Origin of the sequence: Janibacter terrae, assembly GCF_039636765.1 — a bacterium.
Lineage (GTDB): Bacteria > Actinomycetota > Actinomycetes > Actinomycetales > Dermatophilaceae > Janibacter > Janibacter terrae.
This window is the reverse complement of record NZ_CP144167.1, coordinates 1184391-1206518: the sequence shown is the minus strand read 5'-3', so window position 1 is coordinate 1206518 and position 22128 is coordinate 1184391. Positions and strand designations below refer to the sequence as shown.

Annotated in this window: 21 protein-coding genes; 6 read left to right on the top strand and 15 right to left on the bottom strand. The window is 72.2% G+C overall.

Annotation, left to right across the window (positions count from 1 at the left end; translation table 11 throughout):
• Positions 1–5: 5 nt before the first annotated feature.
• Entirely contained in the window at positions 6–1211 is a 1206-nt protein-coding gene (locus V3C34_RS06105; protein ID WP_346008311.1) for a DNA recombination protein RmuC, read from the top strand.
• The gene (locus tag V3C34_RS06100; RefSeq protein WP_346008310.1) at positions 1208–1786 is read left to right on the top strand and encodes a DUF664 domain-containing protein; all 579 of its coding nucleotides are present in this window, start codon (positions 1208–1210) and stop codon (positions 1784–1786) included. The genes V3C34_RS06105 and V3C34_RS06100 overlap by 4 nt, the downstream gene beginning before the upstream one ends.
• Positions 1787–1811: 25 nt before the next feature.
• Here V3C34_RS06100 and V3C34_RS06095 read toward each other — a convergent pair whose 3' ends face one another.
• Complete coding sequence (locus V3C34_RS06095; RefSeq protein WP_346008309.1) at positions 1812–3035, bottom strand: FAD-dependent oxidoreductase; 1224 nt, start codon at positions 3033–3035, stop codon at positions 1812–1814.
• Positions 3036–3174: 139 nt separating this feature from the next.
• Between V3C34_RS06095 and V3C34_RS06090 the strand changes: the two genes are divergently transcribed.
• A complete protein-coding gene (locus tag V3C34_RS06090) occupies positions 3175–3645 on the top strand; it encodes a MaoC/PaaZ C-terminal domain-containing protein (RefSeq protein WP_346008308.1) in 471 nt (156 codons plus the stop codon).
• Between the two features lie 25 nt (positions 3646–3670).
• Here the strand turns inward: V3C34_RS06090 and V3C34_RS06085 are convergent, their stop codons facing one another.
• Together V3C34_RS06085 and V3C34_RS06080 are read right to left on the bottom strand one after the other, a co-directional pair.
• Positions 3671–5416, bottom strand: coding sequence for an AMP-binding protein (locus V3C34_RS06085; RefSeq protein ID WP_346008307.1), 1746 nt, complete (start codon positions 5414–5416; stop codon positions 3671–3673).
• Positions 5413–6447: an amidohydrolase family protein gene (locus tag V3C34_RS06080; protein ID WP_346008306.1), complete on the bottom strand. Its 1035-nt coding sequence runs from the start codon at positions 6445–6447 to the stop codon at positions 5413–5415. Before V3C34_RS06080 ends, V3C34_RS06085 begins: the two co-directional genes overlap by 4 nt.
• Positions 6448–6536: 89 nt before the next feature.
• Between V3C34_RS06080 and V3C34_RS06075 the strand changes: the two genes are divergently transcribed.
• A complete protein-coding gene (locus V3C34_RS06075) occupies positions 6537–7382 on the top strand; it encodes an IclR family transcriptional regulator (RefSeq protein ID WP_346008549.1) in 846 nt (281 codons plus the stop codon).
• Positions 7383–7395: 13 nt separating this feature from the next.
• On the opposite strand, the gene V3C34_RS06070 is transcribed toward V3C34_RS06075, so the two are convergent.
• The 5 genes from V3C34_RS06070 to V3C34_RS06050 all read right to left on the bottom strand — a co-directional run bounded on the left by V3C34_RS06070 (position 7396) and on the right by V3C34_RS06050 (position 12592).
• Positions 7396–8460 (bottom strand): hypothetical protein, encoded by a 1065-nt coding sequence (locus tag V3C34_RS06070; protein ID WP_338538626.1) that lies wholly within the window; start codon positions 8458–8460, stop codon positions 7396–7398.
• Between the two features lie 28 nt (positions 8461–8488).
• The gene (locus V3C34_RS06065) at positions 8489–9814 is read right to left on the bottom strand and encodes an aromatic ring-hydroxylating dioxygenase subunit alpha (RefSeq protein ID WP_346008305.1); all 1326 of its coding nucleotides are present in this window, start codon (positions 9812–9814) and stop codon (positions 8489–8491) included.
• A gap of 39 nt (positions 9815–9853) precedes the next feature.
• Positions 9854–10558 (bottom strand): dienelactone hydrolase family protein, encoded by a 705-nt coding sequence (locus tag V3C34_RS06060; RefSeq protein ID WP_346008304.1) that lies wholly within the window; start codon positions 10556–10558, stop codon positions 9854–9856.
• A gap of 4 nt (positions 10559–10562) precedes the next feature.
• Complete coding sequence (locus V3C34_RS06055) at positions 10563–11480, bottom strand: IclR family transcriptional regulator (protein WP_346008303.1); 918 nt, start codon at positions 11478–11480, stop codon at positions 10563–10565.
• Between the two features lie 122 nt (positions 11481–11602).
• Positions 11603–12592, bottom strand: coding sequence for a zinc-binding dehydrogenase (locus V3C34_RS06050; RefSeq protein WP_346008302.1), 990 nt, complete (start codon positions 12590–12592; stop codon positions 11603–11605).
• Between the two features lie 156 nt (positions 12593–12748).
• On the opposite strand from V3C34_RS06050, the gene V3C34_RS06045 reads away from it, so the two are divergent.
• Both V3C34_RS06045 and V3C34_RS06040 read left to right on the top strand, forming a co-directional pair.
• Positions 12749–13126 carry a non-heme iron oxygenase ferredoxin subunit gene (locus tag V3C34_RS06045; RefSeq protein ID WP_082817247.1) on the top strand — a complete coding sequence of 126 codons (378 nt, stop codon included), beginning with the start codon at positions 12749–12751 and terminating at the stop codon, positions 13124–13126.
• Between the two features lie 3 nt (positions 13127–13129).
• Positions 13130–14320, top strand: coding sequence for an FAD-dependent oxidoreductase (locus V3C34_RS06040; protein WP_346008301.1), 1191 nt, complete (start codon positions 13130–13132; stop codon positions 14318–14320).
• Positions 14321–14399: 79 nt separating this feature from the next.
• Here the strand turns inward: V3C34_RS06040 and V3C34_RS06035 are convergent, their stop codons facing one another.
• The 7 genes from V3C34_RS06035 to hutU form a co-directional block, all read right to left on the bottom strand.
• On the bottom strand, positions 14400–15203 hold the full coding sequence (locus tag V3C34_RS06035; RefSeq protein ID WP_346008300.1) for an SDR family NAD(P)-dependent oxidoreductase: 804 nt from the start codon (positions 15201–15203) through the stop codon (positions 14400–14402).
• Complete coding sequence (locus V3C34_RS06030) at positions 15200–15709, bottom strand: aromatic-ring-hydroxylating dioxygenase subunit beta (RefSeq protein WP_346008299.1); 510 nt, start codon at positions 15707–15709, stop codon at positions 15200–15202. Before V3C34_RS06030 ends, V3C34_RS06035 begins: the two co-directional genes overlap by 4 nt.
• 14 nt (positions 15710–15723) lie before the next feature.
• A complete protein-coding gene (locus V3C34_RS06025; RefSeq protein WP_068425440.1) occupies positions 15724–16596 on the bottom strand; it encodes an alpha/beta fold hydrolase in 873 nt (290 codons plus the stop codon).
• Positions 16597–16776: 180 nt separating this feature from the next.
• Positions 16777–18144 carry an MFS transporter gene (locus V3C34_RS06020; RefSeq protein WP_082807614.1) on the bottom strand — a complete coding sequence of 456 codons (1368 nt, stop codon included), beginning with the start codon at positions 18142–18144 and terminating at the stop codon, positions 16777–16779.
• 135 nt (positions 18145–18279) lie between these two features.
• Positions 18280–19440: an imidazolonepropionase gene (gene hutI / locus V3C34_RS06015; protein WP_068325910.1), complete on the bottom strand. Its 1161-nt coding sequence runs from the start codon at positions 19438–19440 to the stop codon at positions 18280–18282.
• Positions 19441–19444: 4 nt separating this feature from the next.
• The gene (gene hutG / locus V3C34_RS06010) at positions 19445–20359 is read right to left on the bottom strand and encodes a formimidoylglutamase (protein ID WP_346008298.1); all 915 of its coding nucleotides are present in this window, start codon (positions 20357–20359) and stop codon (positions 19445–19447) included.
• Entirely contained in the window at positions 20359–22050 is a 1692-nt protein-coding gene (gene hutU / locus V3C34_RS06005; protein ID WP_346008297.1) for a urocanate hydratase, read from the bottom strand. Before hutU ends, hutG begins: the two co-directional genes overlap by 1 nt.
• Positions 22051–22128 lie beyond the last annotated feature (78 nt).

The following is a 22128-nucleotide window of genomic DNA, read 5'->3' as shown; positions in this document are numbered from 1 at the left end:
GGGCCATGGAGATCACGACGCTGCTGACCGGACTGGTGATCGGCGCGCTGGTGGGGGCACTCGTCGCGCACCTGGCCGCACAGGCCCGGGTGGCCACTGCACGCACCGAACGTGACGGCCTGCGCGAGCGGGTCGACGAGCTCACCTCGGCGCACGACGACGACTCGCGCACGGCGGCCGCGCTGGCCCCGATGGGTGAGGTGCTGCGGCGCGTCTCGCGCAAGGTCGAGGAGCTCGAGCGCGACCGGGTCGACCAGTTCGCCTCCGTCCGTGAGGCGCTGGGCCGGGTCGAGCAGACGACGACGCGCGTCGGGCACGAGGCGTCCTCGCTCGCCTCCTCGCTGCGCGTGTCCTCCGTGCGGGGTGCGTGGGGCGAGGTGCAGCTGCGTCGGGTGCTCGAGGTCTCCGGGATGCTGGCGCGCAGCGACTTCGACGAGCAGGCGAAGGGGGTGACCTCCGCCGGACGTGACGTGCGGCCCGACGTCGTGGTCCGCCTGCCCGGCGGCAAGCACCTCGTCGTCGACGCGAAGGCCCCCATGTCGCACTGGCTGCAGGCCCAGGCCGAGGACATCGACCCGGGTGAGCGCGAGCGTCTGCTCGAGGGGCACGCGGACTCACTTCGCGCGCACGTCGACACGCTCTCGGGCAAGGGGTACTGGACCGCCTTCGACCCGTCGCCGGAGATGGTCGTGTGCTTCGTGCCGTCGGACGCGACGCTGGCCGCCGCGCTGGCCCGGGTGCCCGGACTCCACGAGGAGGCGATGGCGAGCAAGGTCGTGCTCGTCTCACCCAGCACCCTGCTGGCGCTGCTGCGCACCGTGGCCTTCACCTGGCAGCAGGACACCGTCACGAGCGAGGCCCGTGAGCTGCTGGCGGTCGGACGGGAGCTGTACGCGCGGCTCGGCAACCTCGGCGAGCACGCGACCCGCATGGGTCGCTCGCTCCAGCGGTCGGTCGAGGACTACAACCGCCTCGTCGGTTCGCTCGAGAGCCGGGTCCTCGTGAGCGCCCGCCGCATGCAGGAGCTCGGCCTGGCGACGGACACGATCGCCGAGGTCCAGCCGGTGACCGTGGCCCCGCGGCCGCTCACCGCCCCCGAGCTCCTCGATGCGGTGGCCGTCGAGGACGCACGCCCCGAGCTGGACGTCGACAGCACGCAGGGTCGGTGGGAGGGTGGCCGGACGAGCACCGCGCAGGAGGAGGCCTCATGACGCAGTCACCGCAGGCGCACCCGGACATCCCGCCGTGGGAGCCGCCGGTCGCCGGCACCGACGCCGAGCAGGTCGTCGCCGCCCTCGACCGGCAGCGCGCCACCTTCCGGTGGAAGGCCGACGGTCTCGACGAGACGGGCCTGGCCCACCGGGTCGGCGTCTCCGAGCTCTCGCTCGGCGGCCTGCTCAACCACCTGGCCTTCATCGAGGACCTCGCCTCGACGCACTCGCTGGACGGCACCGAGATCCCCGAGCACTGGGGTGACCCGAGGGAGCCGGACCGGTGGTCGGCGATCTTCGCGCCGAGCGAGTCGGCCGAAGAGCTGTACGCCCGCTATGACGACGCGGTGGCCCGGGCGCGCACCCGCATCGCCGAGGCGGTCGCGGCCGGTGGGCTCGACCAGAGGGTCGAGGTCGAGGACCCCGACCGCGGCAGTGCCAACCTGCGCCGCCTCCTGCTCGACCTGCTCGAGGAGTACGGCCGGCACACCGGCCATGCCGACCTGATCCGCGAGTCCGTTGACGGACGCACGGGCGAGGACCCGCCGGACGACTGGGCCTGGCCCCCGGCCTGACGACGGCCGACCCGGACCCGTGCGCTCACCCGCCGAGCGCCGCCCCGAGTCCCGGCTCGGCGCCGACCGTCTCCCACACGTCCATCGTCCCGAGCAGCGAGGGCGTGGCGAGCGCGACGCCACTCAGCAGGTAGCTGCGGGTCTTCGCGGGGTCGGCTGCAACACTGCGGAAACCGTTGAGCCGCTCCTCGGTGGGCTCGAAGACCAGCCGCTTGCTGTCGCTCGAGATCGGCGTCGTATAGTCCCAGAAGACGCGCTGGCGCTCCTGCGCGTACCGGTCGAGGAGCTCGAGGTCGGCCCCGTCGATCACGGCGCCGAGCGCCTCCGTCAGCGTGAAGGCGTCGAACATGCCGCCGACGAGGCCGAAGCCGCGGGTCGGGTTGGTCACGTGGGCGGCATCTCCCGCGAGCAGGACCCGTCCGACGCGGTAGGTCTCGGCCGAACGCTGGTGCATCCGGTAGTGCCTCCACAGGATCATCTCGTGCTCGAAGTCCTCCGCCGGCAGCACGGCCCGGAAGTGCTCGACCATCCGCTGCTCGATCCCCTCCTCGGGCAGGTCGAGGGACTCGGAGAAGGTGTGGCGCCACAGGCCGTCGGTGGTGATCTTGTGGATCACGGCTCCGTGCTCGTGGTCGATGAGGTACCCCGAGACGAAGTGGTCCTCGTACCGACCGCGGCAGTTGGTCGCGACGAAGCGCTCACCCCAGGTCATGCCCGCGAAGTCGAGGCCGAGTCCCCTGCGCACCACGCTGCGGGCGCCGTCTGCGCCGATGAGCCAGCCGGCGCGCAGGTCGTGGGTCCCGTCGGCGGTCTCGACCTGCACCGTGACGCCGGTGTCGTCCTGCTCGAAGCCCGTGACGACGTGCCCCCAGCGGATCTGCGCGTCAGGCAGCCGCTCCAGGTGGCTGCGCACGACACCGGCGAGGGCGTCCTGCCCGAGGATGAGGCTGTAGGGGTGACGCACGTCGTCCGCGAGCAGCCCGATGTCCATCGACAGCCGCTCGCCCGTGCGGAGCACCTGCGCACTCCAGTCGTGGTTCAGCCACCCGGCGGCCATGGCGTCGTCGAGGACCCCGAGCCGCTCGAGCCCGGCCAGCACCGCCCAGTGGTAGGTCATGCCCCGGGGTTCGTCCAGGATGTCCTCGGCCGCGTCGAGCAGCGTCACGGACACCCCCTGCTGGGCCAGTCCCAGTGCGGTGATGAGCCCGACCGGGCCCGCACCGACGATGATGACGTCGTTGTCGCTCATGCTCATGCCTCCTGCGCGATGCCGCGCTGACGATGGGTTGCCCGCATCCTCGCCCGCGCCGACGATCGACCCGCACTGCTCTTTCCACGCCTCGGAACCGCTCGGAGGCACCCTCTTCGTCCCGGGCGATGATGGCCCCATGACCACTGCGACGGGATCACCGGCCGACTGGTACTTCGAGGACTTCGCCGTCGGGCAGGTCTTCCGCACCCAGGGCCGCACCATCACCGAGGCCGACCTCGTGGGCTTCGCGGGGTGGAGCTGGGACACCAACCCGGTGCACACCGACGCGGTGCGCACGGCGGACGGACGCTTCGGCCGGCCCATCGCCCACGGCGTGCTCGGCCTGTCGGTCGCCATGGGCCTGGCCTCCCGCCTGGGGATCTTCGAGGCCTGCTCGATCGCCCTGCTCGGCATCGACGGCTGGCGCTTCGAGGCGCCGGTCCTCGTGGGCGACACCGTGACGTGCACCATCCACATCACGGGGGCGCGCGCGACGAGCACCGGCCGCGCCGGCATCCTCGAGCGCGAGTTCGTCCTCTCCAACCAGGACGACGTCGTCGTGCAGCGCGGCGCGATCGGCCTGATGGTCGCGCGCCGCCCCGCCTGACCGGTCGGCCCCCGGAGGAGCGGCCTCAGCCCTTGAGCTCCGGGAAGTCCTCGTCCCGCCACTCGAGGTCCGGCCGGCCGCCGTCGGCCCGGTCGAAGGTCTCCTCGCGACCCCGCAGCTCGACCCGACGGATCTTGCCCGAGATGGTCTTCGGCAGGTCTGCGAACTCGATCCGCCGCAGCCGCTGCCAGGGAGCCAGCCGGGCCCGCGCATGGGCCAGGATGTCCTTGGCGACCTCCGGCCCGGCCTCGTGACCTGCCCGCAGGGAGACGTAGGCCTTCGGCACCGCGAGGCGTACCGCGTCGGGCGCCGGGACGACCGCTGCCTCTGCGACGGCCGGGTGCTCGATGAGCACCGACTCCAGCTCGAAGGGCGAGATCTTGTAGTCGCTCGCCTTGAAGACGTCGTCGGTGCGGCCGATGTACGTGATGTACCCGTCCTCGTCGACGGACGCCACGTCACCGGTGCGGTACCACCGGCCCTCGGCGGTGCTCCCTTCGACCAGACCGCGGTCGTCCGTGACGTAGCCGGACATGAGCGAGACCGGGCGAGCGTGCCGGTCGATGCAGATCTCGCCCTCGCCCGCCCCGTCGACGACCTCGTCGGTGCTCGGGTCGACGATGGCGACCGGCACACCGGGCAGGGGTCGGCCCATCGAGCCGGGCTTGAGCGCCGACCCCGGGGCGTTGCCCACGGACGCGGTGGTCTCCGTCTGCCCGAAGCCGTCGCGGATCGTCAGGCCCCAGGCCCGCTGGACCTGGTCGATGACCTCGGGGTTGAGCGGCTCGCCCGCGCCCACGACCTCCTGCAGCGCACCGGGTCCGCCCGAGAGGTCACCGTTGATGAGCATCCGCCACACGGTCGGCGGGGCGCACAGCGAGGTGACCTCGTGGGTGCGCAGCGTGCGCATGAGGGAGTCCGCGTCGAAGCGCGCGTAGCTGAGCACGAAGATCGTCGCCTCGGCGATCCACGGGGCGAAGACCGAGGACCAGGCGTGCTTCGCCCAGCCCGGGCTGGAGATGTTGAGGTGCACGTCCCCGGGACGCAGACCCAGCCAGTACGTCGTCGACAGGTGCCCCACCGGGTAGGAGACCTGGCTGTGCTGCACGAGCTTGGGTCGTGACGTCGTGCCGGACGTGAAGTAGTAGAGGAAGGGGTCGTCCGACGCGGTCCCCGGGTGGGGCGCCGGCCCCGTCACGACGGATCCCGAGTCCGCGAGGTCGAGCCAGGTGCCGTCCTCGCTGCCGCCGACGGCGATGCGCAGGAAGTCGCCCTCCACCTCGTCGACGGTCCGGGTGTCGACCGCGTTGGTGATGACGGCGACGGCACGTCCCCGACGGATGCGGTCGGCCAGCTCCTCAGGACCCACGGCGGTCGCGGTCGGCATGACGACCGCACCGAGCTTCATGATGCCGAGCAGGGCCTCCCACATCTCGACCTGGTTGCCGAGCATGACGAGGACCGCCTGCCCCCTCTCGACGCCGAGACCCGCGAGCCACGCGGCGACCCGGTCGGAGCGCCGGGCCATCTCGTCGAAGCTCACACTCTCGCTCGACCCGTCCTCGGCCACGACCGTCAGGGCCGGCCGGTCGTTGCCCCGCGCGATCGCGTCGAACCAGTCGACACCCCAGTTGAAGGTGTCCCCCACGTCGGGGTAGCGGAACTCACGGACGGCCCGGGCCTGGTCGCCGCGCAGCTGCAGCAGCTGGTCCCGTGCCGCGCGGTAGGCGATGGTCGCCGGGGACTCTGCAGTGGTCCGGTGGGTGCTCATGGGCGGTCCTCTCGGGTGAAGAACGCCCGGCCGTTCGACCGGGCGATGGCGTCGACGTCTCCTCGGGCCAGTCCGTGCTCGAGGCCGCCGGCGAGGAGACCGGCGAGCCCGGTCAGCTGGCCGGGGATGAAGGGGGCGTCCGTCCCGACCATCACGTGGTCGGCGCCGAAGCGGTGGACGAGCAGGGGCAGGTGCGCCGGGTCGAGGACGAGGGTGTCCACCCACAGGTGGCGCAGCAGGTCGTCGAAGGCGGCGCTGCGCCCTTCCTCCCCCCAGATGGACAGCGCGAGAGCGAGGCGGGGCGCGGCCCAGGCGAGGGTGCCGCACCCGTGGGCGAAGCCGATGCGCAGGTCGGGGTGGCGGTCCAGGACCCCGCCGGTGAGCAGCGCGGTCGCTGCGAGCGCGGTGTCGGTGAGCATCCCGAGCCCGAAGTCGTAGGGCTGACCGGCGCGACGGACCGCTCCGGTACCCCCGTCCATCGGGTGCACGAAGATCGTGGCGTCGAGGTCCGCAGCGGCGGCGAAGAAGGGGGCGAGCTGCGGGTCGTCGAGCTCCCTGTCCTCGACGCGGGTACCGATCTCCACACCGGCCAGGCCCAGCTCCACGACCGCCCGCTCGAGCTCGGTGATCGCGGCATCGACGTCCTGGAGGGGGGCACCGGCCAGGCCGACGAGCCTGCCGCCGGAGGCCGACACCGCGGCGGCGATGCCGTCGTTGACCTCCCGTGCGAAGTCGGCCGCGGGCCCGGCGTCGGCCCAGGTCGTCAGCATGACCGGCACCGGCGAGATCAGCTGCTGCTCGATGCCGAAGGTGTCCATCGAGGCGAGGCGGTCGGGGACGTCCCACAGCCGGCTGTCGACGGCACGGAAGAGCCTGTCACCGAGGTGGATGCCACCTCGGGCGGGTTCCTGCGGGTCCGGTCGCAGGACCGGCCAGCGCGGGTCGGCGCCCGCGTCCGGTGAGCGCAGCCCCCCGGGGAAGAAGTGGGCGTGGGTGTCGACGACCCCACCCGGCCAGACCGAGATGCTCACTGGTCGTCCTCCTGTCGATAGGCTGAACACTTCGCGCGGCCCGGGCGAGAACGCCCTCGCGCCCAGGCAGACGGACGAGGAGGTGCGGTATCAGCAGCCACAGCGGCGCGCCCCAGGGGGAGTCGCCCTCGATCCTCGCGAAGGCCTTCGACCTGCTGCGCGCCTTCGACGTGACCAACCGGGTCATGACCCTCACCGAGCTGGCGCGCGCCGCGGACCTGCCCAAGTCGACCGTCCACCGCCTGCTCGCCCGCCTCGTCGAGCTCGATGTCGTCGAGCCCACGGACGAGGGCTACCGCATCAGCCTGAGCATGGCGCGGCTGGCCTCCCTGTCGCCGGCGAACCTCATGCGGGATCTCGCGCTGCCCCACATGGCGCGGCTGCACCACTGGTCGGGGCACACGGTGACCCTCGGTGTCCTGCGCGGGTTCGACACGGTGATCCTCGATCAGGTCGGCTCCACGGCCTGGCATCCCGAGGCGTACCAGGCGGGTGCTCGTATCCCGGCCCACTGCTCGGTGCTGGGCAAGGCCCTGCTCGCGTGGGACCCGCGCGAGGCCCTCGAGACGCTGCTCCCCAACCCGCTTCCCGCCGTGACCCCGGCGACGATCACCGACCGTGACGTGCTCATGGCCCAGCTGCGCCAGATCCGCGCGACCAACGTGGCCCACCAGCTCGACGAGAGCCTCGAGGGCATCGCCGGCATCGCGTCGGCGATCATCATCAAGGGTGAGGCGGTCGGCGCGCTGGGCATCGTCCACCCCTCGTCGGTGCAGCTGCCCGCCCAGGCCCCGCAGGCGCTGCTGAGCACCGTGGCGCGGCTGTCGACCGAGATCGCCGACCGGCTCAGCGCACTCGGCCAGGAGAAGCGCTGGATGCCGGCCCGGGAGTTCGCCGCTCCCGAGCCGGCGGACGAGGATCACGATCCCACCTGAGGACGCCACGAGATCACTTGTAGACCGCGAAGGCCTTGTTGGAGTTGAAGATCTCCGTCTCGACGAGCTCGCTCCACTCCAGCTGGAGGCCGAGCTCCCGGGTGGCACCGAGCAGGCAGTGCCAGTTGAGGATCTCGTGCTGGCCGGAGTGGACGACCTCCTGGCTCGTGCGGCCCACCCACGGCTCGTGGTCGTCCGCGACCATCGCCTCGTACAGCGCGCGGTCGGACTCGGTGTCGGGACGCAGATGCCAGCCCTCGTCGTAGAGGAAGGCGTGCGACCAGCTCGACGACGCCACGAGGGCGACCCGCAGGTCGCTCTCGCGCACCATGCGGCCGACGGCGCGCCCCAGCTCGTAGCAGCGTGCCGGCGTGGGGCCCGGCGGGTCGAGGTCCTCGCCCGCCTGGATCTCCGCGAAGCGGGCGATGCCACCGCGCCGGGCGATGACGTGCTCGCCGTAGCAGTTCACCGCGATCGGCAGGATCGGGTACGGGAACTCCTTCCCGACGTTGTCGTAGTCGAGGAAGATCTGCGTGTTCGCGAAGGCGTGCGGGAAGTTGGTCCCCGGCCGCGGCATGTACGAGTAGGCGATGTCGACGCCGTCGTTCAGCACCGCCGTCGCGACCTGCTTGCCGAAGTCCGGCGCGCCCCGCATCGTGAAGGACTGGTCGTTGGGCAGCCCCCACGCGTTGGGCAGGCCGAGCTTGGTGATGACGCCGAAGGGGTCGACCTCGGTGTCGTCGTAGGCCAGGACGCAGAAGCTGGGGATGACCTCCTCGCGGAAGTTCTCGTACTGGTCGTCGCCCCACACGAGGACGACGTCCGGCTGGAACTCGTCGAGCTCCGCCCGCACGCGGTCCAGGTGGGCGCGCAGGGTCGCCCGGTGCTCGGCCGCCGCAGCGGTCCCGTTGTCGTCGGACCACTCCCGTCGAGCCATCTCGGACCAGTTGGCGGGGTCCTTCTCCTCCGCGGGGATGTCCGGGTCCTTGAGCGTCGACGACAGCAGCGCGGCCATCGTCTCGTCCGGTCCGAGCAGCAGCGGGTAGTGGGTCATGCCCAGCCCGATCACGTCACCCATGGGGTATCTCCTCGTCGACTCGTCGGACTCAGGACGCGGACACGGTCGAGTCCGCGTCCCGGTCCAGGCGCGGCGCCGTCCAGTACTCCGGCAGCTCCTCGTAGTCCTCGGGGGGCAGCACCTCGCCGGTGACGATCTCGTTCCACTGCCGCCAGAAGGTGCGCATCTGGTACTCGTCCGACTGGACGGGGACGTCCGAGTGCATGCCGCGCGAGATGTCGGACCACTGCAGCTCCTTGACCGAGGCGTACGCGCGCTGCGCACTCTCGAGCATCTCCACGTCATCCGGGGAGGCCAGGCCGCCGGGGCCCCAGAAGGTGAGGAAGTTGTCCAGGCGCTGGCGCTTCAGCTCCGCGCCCTCCTCCGGCGGGGCGAGCTCCCACGCGGTGACCTCCATGTAGTCCGGCGTCACCGGGTCGATCTTGCGGATGACGACGCCCATGACGAGGTCGATGATCACGAGGTTGGGGAAGATCACCATGTTGCGGATGCCGTCCAGGCGCTTGACCCAGCCGTCACCGTGCTTGGCGCGCAGCCGCTCGTAGCGTGCCTCCTTCTCCGCGCGTGCCTCCGCGGACAGCTCGCGACCGAAGATGTCACCGCTGCCGGGACCGCCGACGGTCACGGCGTGGCCGTTGCCGAGGTTGATCGAGCGCGAGTTCTTCAGAGACGCGCCGGCGTCGATCGGGCCACGGGCGGCGACGATCATCTCGAAGTACCGCTGGTGGGTCGACATCGCGTGGTACCCGTCGAAGCTGTTCTCCACGAGCAGCTTCCAGTTGGCCTTGACCGAGTAGTGGTGGGTCCCCTCGAGGACCTCCATGCCCTCCTCGGACATGTCCGAGACGAGGTCGAGGTACTCGGCGGCACCGGCCAGGTGGGTGAGCAGGTCGGGAGCGTCGGGGTTGAAGGTCACGAAGACGAAGCCGCGGTAGGAGTCGACCTGCGCGGGCGCCGCGAGCCCGGGGCGCTCGAACTCCGGACCGTAGGCCTGGTCGCCGGGCATCGAGACGAGGTCGCCGCTCGTGCTGAAGCTCCACCCGTGGTAGGCGCAGGTCATGAAGCGGGCGTTGCCACCGTCCTCACGGCAGAGCATGGCGCCGCGGTGCGGGCAGGAGTTGACCCACACGCGGACGGTGCCCTTCTTGTCCTTGGCGAAGATCAGCGGCCGACCACCGACGCTGCGCGTCTTGAAGTCGTTGGGCTTCTTCAGCTCCGACTCGTGACCCAGGTAGAGCCACGTGGTGTCGAAGATCTTCTCCTTCTCCTGGGCGAAGACCTCGGGGTCGGTCATGACATTGCGGTTGACCCGGAAGCGCGGCATCTGGCGGTCGTCATCGATGTACTGGGACATGGGAAACACCTTCGTTTCTGTGCAGGAGATCGGGAGTGGTCAGGTCGTGGGCTGGAGGGAGCGCAGGCGCTCACGCCAGGCCAGGGCGAAGGGGGTCGGTCGCGGGGCGACGTGCGTGTTGAGCCACTCCGCGGTGCGCTGCCAGGCGTCGAAGGCGGCAGCGTGCTCGCGCGGGTCGGTCGAGTCGCGCAGGCAGTGCTCGGCTCCCGGGTACCCGACGATGCGGGTGTGCTCGAGCGCCCGCGCGTCGAGGTCCTCGCGGTAGGCGGCGAGATCGCCGGAGAGGGCTCGCTGCCCACCCAGACCCACCAGGCCGAGCCACGCGGTGCGCAGCTGCGTCACCGGCTCCGGCACGAGGAGGTGGCGCGACTCCCGGGGGATGCTGACGGCCGCCCCGAAGGCGCGGCCGGCCGCGGCCACGAGCGCCGTGCGGGCGCCTCGCCCGTACCCGACGACGGCGATCTGCTCGTCCTCCCAGCCGCGCTCGGCGAGGACGGCGACGAGGTGGTCGACGACGACGGTGCCGTCCGGGCTCTCGCCGGAGGCGAGCACCGACTCGTAGCCGTGCTGCGCCAAGGCGTTCATCGTCTCGACGGCAGCGATCTCGCCCAGGCCGTCCGGTCCCGCGACGAGGGCCACGGCACCGCGTGGGACCCCGCCGAGGAGGAGGGAGAGGACCCGGACCGGGGCCCCGTCGAGGGGGGTCGTCGACACCTCTGGTTCGATGCGCACATCGGTGGACACGTCGTTACTCCTGGCTCGTCTTCGGGCTGGATGACGGGGAGTCAACCCCGCGCCGACCGCGCAGGGAATGCACGGTCCCGGCCGCCGGAACTTCCCGCGGGTCCTCCTCGAGCGGGAGCACGCGGTCGACCGCGCGGGCCGTCCCGGACACCATCCGACCGAGCGCCTCCAGGCGCCCGGAGCCGGCACGGGTGACCTCGAGCGTCGGCACGACCACGGAGAGCGCAGCCACGGCACGACCGCCGGAGCGGATGGGCGCGGCGACGCAGACGAAGCCGTGGCAGGCCTCCTCGCGCTCGACGACGAACCCCGTGTCGCGCACCGCGCACAGCTGGCCCAGGAGCTGTCCGCGGGCGGTGACCGAGTAGGGAGTCGCACGCGGCAGCGGGTCATCGAGCACCTGCTCGACGACCTCCGCCGGCGCCACGGCGAGCATCGCCTTGCCCAGCCCGGTGCAGGCGGCGGGGAAGCGCCCTCCGACGCGCGAGGGCACCCGGACCCCCTCGGGCCGCATGAGCTTGTCGACGTAGTGGATCGACGAGCCGCGCAGCACGGCCAGGTGCACGGCGACGGCGTCGGACCGCGCGAACAGGGGGGCCAGCAGCGGGTAGGCCGCATCGCGCAGGTCGGCGAAGGGGGACCAGCGCGCCGTCTCGGCGAGGTCGAGGAAGGTGTCGCCGAGGCGGTACAGCGGACCCGAACGGTCCACGAAACCCTGGTCCTCGAGGACCTTGAGCAGACGGTGCGTCGTGCTCTTGGGCAGGCCCACGGCCACGGCGATCTCGGTGAGGCTCACCGCGCGCCGGCCGCCACGCAGCATCGTGGTGAGCACGCTGAGGACCTTCGACGCCGAGGACTGCTGCTCACCGCCGGGTGGGGCGTGCGTGCTCTGCGACCGGGGGATCACTGGCTGCGCGGTCATCAAACCTCCATGTTCGACACCTGCCGGGCCACGGGGGCGACGGCTGGCCCCACTGTCGGGACCATGTGAGCCGGGTGACAGAGGTGGTTCCGACCGCCGGAACCTCCGATCCCTCGGGACCGTCAGGGCACGACGAGGTGCCGACCGAGGGATCGCTGCTCGCGGACCGCGAGGTCGAGAGCGGTTGCCGCGGCGACGAGCCCACCGCGGGACTGCGCGAGGACCGGCAGGCGCAGCCGCCCGGCGTCCACGAGGTGGGCGAGGAGGGCCAGCGACCCGGGCGACGTCCGGGGTGGCCCCGAGAGCGTGCGGCCGTCCCACCGGCTGCCGTCTCCGACCGAGGTCACCGGGCCCGCCAGGACGGCCCGCCCGTCGGCGGCCAGCGCGTCGACCGCCGCTCGCGCGACGCCCGGGTCGGGCGCGGCGTGCAGGGCGACGTCGAGCCCCCTTCCGGCGGTTGCCGAGCGGAGGAGCGCGTCGAGCTCGGGGTCGTCCGGGTCCAACGCCAGGTCGGCACCGAGGTCGAGCGAGGTGGCGCGCGCGACCGGGTCGGGGTCGACCACGACCACCGGGGCCGCGCCCATGGAGCGCGCCACGGCGACCGCGCAGGCACCCAGCGACCCAGCACCCCAGACACCCACGCCCTCCCCCGGCGCCAGCCGCGCGTGCACGAGCATGCTGTGGGCCCGAGCGGCCAGGGGCAGCTGCGCAGCGTCGGCGAGGGGCAGGTCGCGCGGCAGGGGCACCAGGCCCGCCGCCGGGGCGACGACGTACTCGGCCAGACCGCCGTCGTCCGTCACGCCCGGCACGTGCCACCCCCGCCGCACGGCGGTCTCCGGCTGGAGCGCGACGGGTCGTCCGAGCGGCCACCCGTCCACCCCGGCGCCGGGGGCCGCGACGGTCCCCGTGACATGCCGCCCGAGCGTGCGGCCCCCTCGCGGGTCGAGGCGAAGGGGAAAGTGCCCGTCACAGTGCTCACCGTCGCGACGGTCGACCGCCACGGCCCCGACGCGCACGAGGACCTCGCCCGTGGCGGGGCGCACGCGGCGCACCTCCTCGACCGTGACCGCCGCCCCGTCCGTGCGGACCGCGAGCATCGTGGGAGTCCTCATCACCCCGACGCTACGCGCGACCGGCTGGGCGGGCCGCTGAAGATTCCGGTGGCTGAAACCGGGTCTGGAGCGGTACCCGAGGCGGCCGCACACTCGGTGGGACACAGCGCGGGACGTCCCGTCCCCACACCCCTCACCGTCGAGGAAGGACACACGATGGAGCGCATCTTCGCCTGCCGGGTCGACGAGCTCGAGCCCGGGAGCACCATGACCGTGGACGGCCCCGTCCCGGTCGCCCTGTACCGCACGGAGGACGGTGACTGGTTCGCCAGCGACGACTCGTGCACCCACGAGCAGTTCTCCCTCGGGACCGAGAGCGACCTCGAGGACGACGAGGTCGTCTGCCCCCTGCACATGGCCCGCTTCGACCTGCGGACGGGCAAGGCCCTGTGCTTCCCCGCGACCATCGCGCTGCGGATGCACGAGGTCGTCGTCGAGGGCGAGGAGGTCCACGTCGTCCTCTCCGAGACCGTGGCAGACGGCCCGGGTGTCGAGGTCGCCGAAGGCTCCGCGGCCGACTGCGCGGTGGCCTGAGCGATGGCTCGTGTCGTCATCGTGGGCGCCTCGGTCGCCGGCATCCGGACCGCCCAGGCCTTGCGCCAGCAAGGCTTCGAGGGTCCCCTCACCCTCATCGGCGAGGAGCCGCACCACCCCTATGACAAGCCGCCCCTGTCGAAGGAGCAGCTCGAGAGCGGTGAGCCGACCCCGTTGCTGAGCGTCGACGAGCTCGACCGGCTCGACGTCGACCTCCACCTCGGCGTGCGGGCGACCGGCGTAGACACCTCGGCGCAGGTCGTGCACACCGGCGCCGGGGAGCACCCCTACGACCACCTCGTGATCGCCACCGGCGTCACCCCACGGACCCTTCCCGGGTCGGACCTGGCCGGCGTGCGGACGGTGCGCACCGCGGACGACGCGACGTGGCTGCGTGAGCAGCTCGCGTCCCGACCTCGGGTCGTCGTCATCGGCGCCGGCTTCATCGGCGCGGAGTTCGCCGCAGCCGCGAGCGCCCGCGGGTGCGAGGTGACCATCGTCGAGGCGCAGGCCACGCCGATGGCCCACATCCTCGGCGACCGCGTCGGCGAGCGGCTGGCCCGCTTCCACACCGACCACGGTGTCACCGTGCGCACCTCCGCCCGCTTCGACCACTTCGTCGGGGAGGACGCCGTCGAGGGCGTCGCCCTCGCGGACGGAGAGGTCCTGCCCGCCGACCTCGTCGTCGTCGGCATCGGCGCCACCCCCGCCACCGACTGGCTCGCGGACTCGGGGCTGCCGATCGACAACGGTCTCGAGTGCGGTGAGGACCTGCGCGTCGTCGGCCACCCGGAGGTCCTCGCCGCGGGCGACGTCGCCCGCTGGCCGCACGCCCACTACGGCGACCCCGTCCGCATCGAGCACTGGACCAACGCCAACGAGCACGGGGCCCTCGCCGCGGCGACGATCATGGGCTCCCCCGCTCCCCGCGCACAGTTGCCCTACGTGTGGTCCGACCAGTACGGCAGCAGGATCCAGATCGTCGGCCTCCCCGCGCGCGGGGAGCTCGTCCACCTCGGTGGCGACGGCCCGCAGGACCTCGTGGCCGTCTACGCGGACGCGTCTGGCACCGTCGTCGGGGGCGTCGTCGTCGACGACTCGCGCACCTTCATGAAGCTGCGCAAGGCGGTCACCAAGGGTCTCGCTGCGGCCGACCTCGAGCCCCCGCTCTCCCCCGCCACCGTCGACGCCTGAGAGCAGCACCGCCTGGACCAGCACGAAGGGAGCCCGCCACCGGATCACCGGTGGCGGGCTCCCTTCGTCGTAGGACCGGTCAGACCGGGTGCGGCTGCCAGGGCCAGTACTTGGCGGTCGCGCCCCCGTCGACGGTGATGTTGCTGCCCGTGACCATGGCCGAGTCGTCGCTCGCGAGGAAGACGACGGCACCGACGTAGTCGTCGGGCGTGGGCAGGCGCCGCATGGGGAACTGCGCGGCGAAGTCCATCGTGAACCGGCCCTCCATCCGACCGAGCTGACCCACCTGGCGCACCAGCTCCGGGTCCTGCGGCTGGGTGGCCGTCGGCGTGAAGCCGTTGACCCGGATGTCGTGCTCGGCCAGCTCCATGGCGACCGAGCGGGTGAAGTTGATCATCCCGCTCTTGGCCGTGGAGTAGCCGATGTTGCCGGGCTGCCCCTGCCACGCGGCGGTCGACAGCACGTTGATGATGCTGCCGCCCCGGCCCCCGTCGATCATCGCCCGGGCGGCCGCCCGGGTGAAGAGGAAGGAGCCCCCGAGGATGATGTCGGTCTGGCGCCGGTAGTCCTCGACGGGCATGTCGAGCAGGCCGCGCTGGTCGAACTTCACGGCGTTGTTGACGAGCACGTCGACCCGCCCCCACCGCTCGAGCGCGAGCTGCACCACCTCGTCCGCGTGCGCGGGGTCGGTGACGTCGCCGACGGCGGCGACGGCCTGGCCGCCGGCGGCGGTGATCCGCTCGGCGGCCAGGTGGGCCGTGTCCGCGCTGATGTCGGCGCACACGACCCTGGCCCTCTCACGGGCCAGCCCCGCGGCGAGCACTCCGCCGATGTTGGGGCTGGCACCGGTGACGATGGCGACGCGGTCCTCGAGCCTGCTCACAGGATGATGCTGACCTTGCCGTGCGGCCGCAGGGCGTCCAGGTCGAGGATCGCCTTGCGGGTGACGAAGCGGAAGTTGTCACCATCGCGCTCGAGCACGTGGACGTAGCGCCCGAAGTACGTGTCGACCGCCCCGTTGCGGGAGCGGAAGACCGCGAAGTTGGCCCGCACCTCGACCTGCCCGTCCTCGGTCTCGGCGACCTGGGTGTTGGTCACGAGGTGGCGGGTGCGCGAGTGCGGGTACTCCGCGTGCGCGGCGCGGGTCAGCAGCGAGTTGACGCGCTGCTCGAGGAGGAAGCGGTCGTCCTGGACCAGGAAGAGGTCCTTGGTCGGGTCGCCGTCCGGCTTGTCGGTGGACGGCACGAGGTAGCGGCCGGTGGGCGTGAAGAGGGCCAGCCACTCGTGGAGCCGCCACTCGTCGAGGAGGGTGGCCTCGCGGTAGAGGAAGTCCTCGACCGCACGGACGAGGTCGGCATCGGAACGCACCTGCGACGCTGCAAGGGTCATGACGGGTCTCCTGCTCAGTTGTTCTGGATGAAGTCGCGGACGACGCGGTTGAACTCGACCGCGTGCTCGATCTGCGCCCAGTGGCCGCAGCGGTTGAGCAGGAGCAGGCGCGAGTTGCCGACCGCGGCGACGAGGCGCAGGCTCTGCTCGTAGCTGACCACCCGGTCGTCCCGGCCGTGGATGGCCAGGGTCGGGGCGGTGATCTCGGCCAGGCGCGGGCCGTAGGTGAAGTACTCGGTGCTCAGCGGGTTGCCACCCGGGGCGTTGTTCCAGCTGTCGAGGTGCTCGGGGTGGGCGAGGGCAGCCTCGAGGCGCAGCGCGGCGAGGTCGCCGGAGGTCGACGACGCGTCGAAGGCCATGACCTCGGTGACCTGCCGCATGTTCTCGATCGTGGGGTCCTGGTAGGTGCGGAAGAGCACCTTGAGGCCCTCGCTCAGACCGCCCGCGGCCCAGGTGTTCTGGCCGGGCACGGGAGCGCCCATCGAGATGAGGTGGCTGACCCGCTCCGGGTGGAGGATCGCGGTCGAGATCGAGGTGATGCCGCCCATCGAGTTGCCGACGAGCGCCGCCTTGTCGATGTCCAGCGCGTCCATGAAGGCGATGAGCGCGGCCACGTGGTCGTAGCCCGTCTCGGCGGTCTGCGTGTCGCTGTCGCCCCACCCGGGCATGTCCACCGCGTAGACGTGGAAGTCCTCGGCGAGGGTCGCGATGTTGGTGCGGAAGTTGCTCCACCCGGTCGAGCCGGGGCCGCTCCCGTGCAGCATGATCACGGGATGCCCCGAGCCGGCCTCGTTGTAGTGGATCCGGTGGGTGGCCGTCTGCACGAAGCGGCTGGTGCTCTCGGCGGTGAGCTCGGCGCTCTGCTCGACGGTGAGTTGTGCGCTCATGGGGGATGCCTCCTGGGCAGTGGTGGAACTGGTGTGTGCGTGACGCTAGCCACGCGCGTGCGCGCGCCCGAGAGGAGGTTCCGGCGCCCGGAACCCACTGGGCCGCCGTGAGCCCACGCACGACGAAGGGGGTGGATCCCGGTCGAGCCGGGACACACCCCCTTCGTCGTGGTCGCGGACCTAGGCGGTCACGGCAGGCGCGGCGTCCGTGCTCTCCGTGCCCCCCTCGATCTCGCGGTGGTCGTGGTCGTAGAGCGACTCCTTGCTCGTCTCCCGCATGAGGACGACGGAGACGACGGCCACGGCCGCGAGGACCGCGAGCATGATCGACAGACCGATGCTCCCGTAGCCCGCGAGGATCGGGGCCGCGAGGATCGGCGGGAGCGCACCGGCGACGACGCTGCCGATGTTGAAGGAGACGCCCGTGCCCGTGCTGCGGTACGCGGTACGGAAGGTCTCCGGGAGGAAGACCGTCGTCGACGCGTTGGACAGACCGACGACGAAGAGGGTGACGGTCAGCGCGATGCCGATGATGACCGGCTTGCCCGTGTCGACCATCGGGAAGAGGACGAAGGCCCACACCACGGCGGCACCGTTGCCGGCGAGGAGGATGGCGCGGCGCCCGACCTTGTCCGACATCCGTGCGCCGATCACCTGGCCGAGGATGCAGCCGGCGATCGCGATGAACTGGATGGTCAGCATCGTGTTCTTGGGGATGCCGAGGACCTTGGTGCCGTAGTTCGTCAGGTAGACGGCCCCCATGTAGAAGAAGGACAGCCACATCAGCACCGACCCGGAGGCGAGGAAGACCTCCTTGCGCTGGTTGGCGAAGAGCTCACGGACCGGCGCCTTGGCCGCCTTGGCGTGCTCGGCCTGTGCCATCGCGTCCTTGAAGACCGGGGTGTCGGTCACCCCGAGCCGGACCCACATGCCGACCGCGACGAGGATCGCGCTCAGCAGGAAGGGGATGCGCCAGCCCCACGAGGCGAAGGCGGCCTCGGAGATGCTCAGGCCGATGACGAGGAAGGTCAGCGTCGCGAGGAGCAGGCCGAAGGTCGTGCCCAGCGTCTGCGCGAGGGAGTACAGACCACGCTTGCCGGGTGGGGCGTGCTCGACGACGAAGAGGGCGGCGCTGCTCCACTCACCGCCGACGGCCAGGCCCTGGAGGAAACGCAGGACGATGAGGAGGATGGGCGCGGCCAGGCCGATCGTGTTGCCCGAGGGCAGCAGGCCGATGAGCACGGTGGCCGCACCCATGAGGAGCATCGTCGTGATGAGCGTGGCCTTGCGACCGACGCGGTCGCCCATCTGGCCGAAGACCAGGCCGCCGACCGGGCGCGCCAGGAAGGCGACGCCGAAGGTCGCGAAGGACGCGGCCGTGCCGGCTGCCGTCCCGAGGGCTGGGAAGAAGAGCTTCGGGAAGACGAGCGCGGCGGCCGTCCCGTAGATGAAGAAGTCGAAGTACTCGATCGTCGTGCCCATGAAGCCGGCAGCGACGACGCGCTTGAGCCCCTGGGGCTCGGCCGTTGGAGCGGTGGTTGCGGACATGCAGGGTGCCTCTCGCCGGCATGGGGCCCCGTTGCCCCATGTCTTGAGGGCCGAACGTACGGAGGCGATGCGGACCGACCAAGCACGAGTTCCGTCCCGTGGAAAACGCCGGTCCGGTGCCTCCGTGGTGAGGCGTCACACCTCCAGCACCCGAGCGATCGGCACGCCCGCGCGGTAGCTCAGGTGCAGGTGGTTGGGCGCGTCGAGCACCGCCAGGTCGGCGCGCGTGCCGACCTCGATGCGGCCGATGTCCTCCCGGTGCAGCGCCCGCGCCCCCCCGCGCGTGGCGGCGACGAGCGCCTCGCTCGGGGTCAAGCCCATCTCCCGCACCGCGAGCGCGATGACGAAGGGGATCGAGCTCGAGTAGCAGGTGCCCGGGTTGCAGTCGCTGGCGAGCGCGACCGAGACCCCGGCGTCGAGCAACGCCCGCGCGTCCGGGTAGGGCGAACGGGTGGAGAACTCGACGCCCGGCAGCAGGGTCGCGGTCGTGGTCCCGGCCGAGCCGACGAGGGCGTCGACGTCGGCGTCCGAGAGGTAGGTGCAGTGGTCGACGCTCGCGGCGCCGAGCTCGCAGGCGAGCTGCACGCCCGGCCCGTGGCCGAGCTGGTTGCCGTGGACGCGCAGCCCGAGCCCGGCGTCACGCCCCGCCTCGAGGACGACCCGCGACTCCTCGCCCGTGAAGGCGTGCGGCGAGTGGGGCTCGCAGAAGACGTCGACCCAGCGCGCGTGCGGCGCGCAGGCCGCGAGCATCTCCCCCGTCACGAGCTCGAGGTAGCCGGCCCGGTCCTCGCGCATCTCGGCGGGCACCACGTGGGCGCCGAGGTAGGTCACCTCGTCGGTGACCTCCGCGGCCAGCCGCAGGGCCCGTTCCTCGTCGGCGACGGTCAGCCCGTAGCCGGACTTCACCTCGACGGTGCTCGTCCCCTGGGCGCGCATCTCGGCCACGCGGGCCGCGAGCGCCGCCCGCAGGACCTCGTCGCCGGCCGCGCGGGTCGCCGCGACCGAGACGCCGATGCCGCCTCCGTCGTAGGCCTCCCCGGCCATCCGGGCGGCGAACTCCGCGGACCGGTCCCCCGCGAAGACCAGGTGCGCGTGGCTGTCGACGAACCCCGGTGTGACGCACCGCCCCTCGACGTCGATGACGGTGTCCGCCGCGGGTGCAGACGACGCCGGACCGAGCCACGCGATGCGGCCCTCCTCGACGACGAGGGCGTGGTCGGCGCGGGGGCCGGCGCCCCCTTCGCCGCTCCCGTCGCAGGTGACGAGCTCACCGATGCCGGTGACGAGGGTGGACATGTGCTCAGCCCTTCTGCCGTGCGGTCTGACCGGTGATGACGCGGTGGACGAGCCGGGCGGCGACGCGGGCCGTGCGCGCGTCGACGTCGTACCGCGGGTTGAGCTCGGTGACGTCGAGGTGCACGAGCTTGCCGCTCGCGACGACCGCGTCGCACACGCGCTGGATGACGAAGGGGGGGGCCCCCAGTGCCGCAGGCGCGCTCACGCCCGGGGCGACCGCCGCGGGCAGCACGTCCAGGTCGATCGACAGGTGCACCTCGTCGACACCGGCGAGGAAGCGCCGAACGTACGCGAGCGGCCCGGCCTCCGTCTGGCAGTGGTCGTCGAGCACCCAGGACGCACCGATCGCGTGGGCGGTGTCGAAGAGCGCGCTCGTGTTGCTCGTCCGGCTGATGCCGACGACGCCGTAGTGCACGTCGAGGCCGGCGGCCTGCCGCTCGCGTGCCATCTGCAGGAAGGGCGTCCCCGACGTGGGTCGGTCGGCCTCCCGCAGGTCGAAGTGCGCGTCGAGGTTGAGCACCCCGAGCCGGGGCCGCAGCCCCAGTCCCAGGTGGCTGCCGTACGCCGTCTCGTGCCCGCCGCCGAGGACGACGGTGAGCGGTGCGCCTTCCCGGGCGGTGGCGACGGCCCGGCCGAGGCGGGCGTGCCCCCCTTCGAGGTCGTCGTCGGTCACCTCGACGTCACCGTGGTCCGCGACGACGAGGTCGTCGTGCACGGCGAGCGAGGCGAGCGCCTGCCGCAGTGCGGTCGGCCCCTCCGCGGCACCGACCCGGCCGCCGTTGCGCGCCACCCCCGCGTCGCTCGCGAAGCCGACGAGCGCGACGTCCGCACGGGCACCCGGCTCGACGACCGCGTTCCAGAAGCGACGGTGCTGCGGTCCGTCGCCGTCGCTCCGGCCCTCCCACGCGAAGGGGGCCATCAGCCCGTGGTCTCCGCGTCGCGGATCGTCGGCGCCATCGGCACCCGCACGCCGCGCTCGGCCGCGACCGCCGCCGCCCGCGCGTAGCCGGCGTCGACGTGCCGCAGGACGCCCATGCCGGGGTCGTTGGTGAGCAGGCGCTCGAGCTTCTGCGCGGCCAGCTCGGTGCCGTCGGCGACGCCCACCTGGCCGGCGTGGATCGAGCGCCCGATCCCGACGCCCCCGCCGTGGTGGATCGAGACCCAGGTCGCGCCGGACGAGGCTGCGGTGAGCGCGTTGAGCAGCGGCCAGTCGGCGATCGCGTCGGAGCCGTCGAGCATCGACTCGGTCTCGCGGTAGGGCGAGGCGACGGAGCCTGAGTCGAGGTGGTCACGACCGATGACGATGGGCGCCTTGACCTTGCCGTCGCGGACGAGCTCGTTGAAGAGCAGGCCGGCCCTGTGGCGCTCGCCGTAGCCGAGCCAGCAGATGCGGGCGGGCAGGCCCTCGAACTCGACGAACTCGGCCGCGGCGTCGAGCCACCGGTGCAGGTGCTCGTTGTCCGGGAAGAGCTCCTTGAGTGCGGCGTCGGTGACGGCGATGTCCTCCGGGTCCCCTGACAGCGCCACCCAGCGGAAGGGGCCGAGGCCCTCGCAGAAGAGCGGCCGGACGTACGCCGGGACGAACCCCGGGAACTCGAAGGCCCGCGCGTACCCCGCCTGCCGGGCCTCGTCGCGGATGCTGTTGCCGTAGTCGAAGACCTCGGCCCCCTCGTCCTGGAGCTCGACCATCGCCTGCACCTGCCGGGCCATCGACTCCCGCGCCTTCTTCGTGAATCCCTCGGGGTCGGCCGCGGCCTCGCGCTGCCACTCCTCCAACGACACCTCCGAGGGAAGGTAGCTCAGGGGGTCGTGCGCGCTCGTCTGGTCCGTGACGACGTCGATCGTCAGGTCACCGGCACGGTGCCGGGCGAGCAGCTCGGGGAAGACGTCCGCGGCGTTGCCGACGATGCCGATGGACACCGCGCGACGCTCCCCCTTCGCCTGGGTGGCGCGGGCGATCGCGTCGTCCACGGAGTCGGCGATCTCGTGGAGGTAGCGCTTGGCGACGCGACGCTCGAGGCGGGTGCGGTCGACGTCGACGACGAGCGCGACACCGCCGTTGAGGGTCACGGCGAGGGGCTGCGCGCCGCCCATGCCGCCGCAGCCGCCGGTGAGCGTGATCGTGCCCGCGAGGGTGCCGTCGAACCGCTTGCGGGCCACGGCCGCGAAGGTCTCGTAGGTGCCCTGCAGGATCCCCTGGGTCGCGATGTAGATCCACGAGCCGGCCGTCATCTGGCCGTACATCATCAGGCCCTCCGCCTCGAGCCTGCGGAACTGCGGCCACGTCGCCCAGTCGCCGACGAGGTTGGAGTTGGCGAGGAGCACGCGCGGCGCCCACGGGTGGGTGCGCAGCACACCGACCGGCTTGCCGGACTGCACGAGGAGGGTCTCGTCGTCGGCGAGGTCGGTGAGCGTCTCGACGATCGCGTCGAAGGCCTCCCACGACCGCGCGGCACGGCCGGTGCCGCCGTAGACGACGAGGTCGTCGGGCCGCTCGGCGACCTCGGGGTCGAGGTTGTTCATGAGCATGCGCAGCGGCGCCTCGGTCTGCCAGCTGCGGGCGGTGAGCTCGGTGCCGCGGGCGGCACGCACGGGACGGGCTCCGTCCATGGTGATCACTCCTTCGTGAGGAGCACGCTCCCTGAGGAGGTTGCGGAGCAACCGTCTCGAAGGGGTCGTGCTGGGATG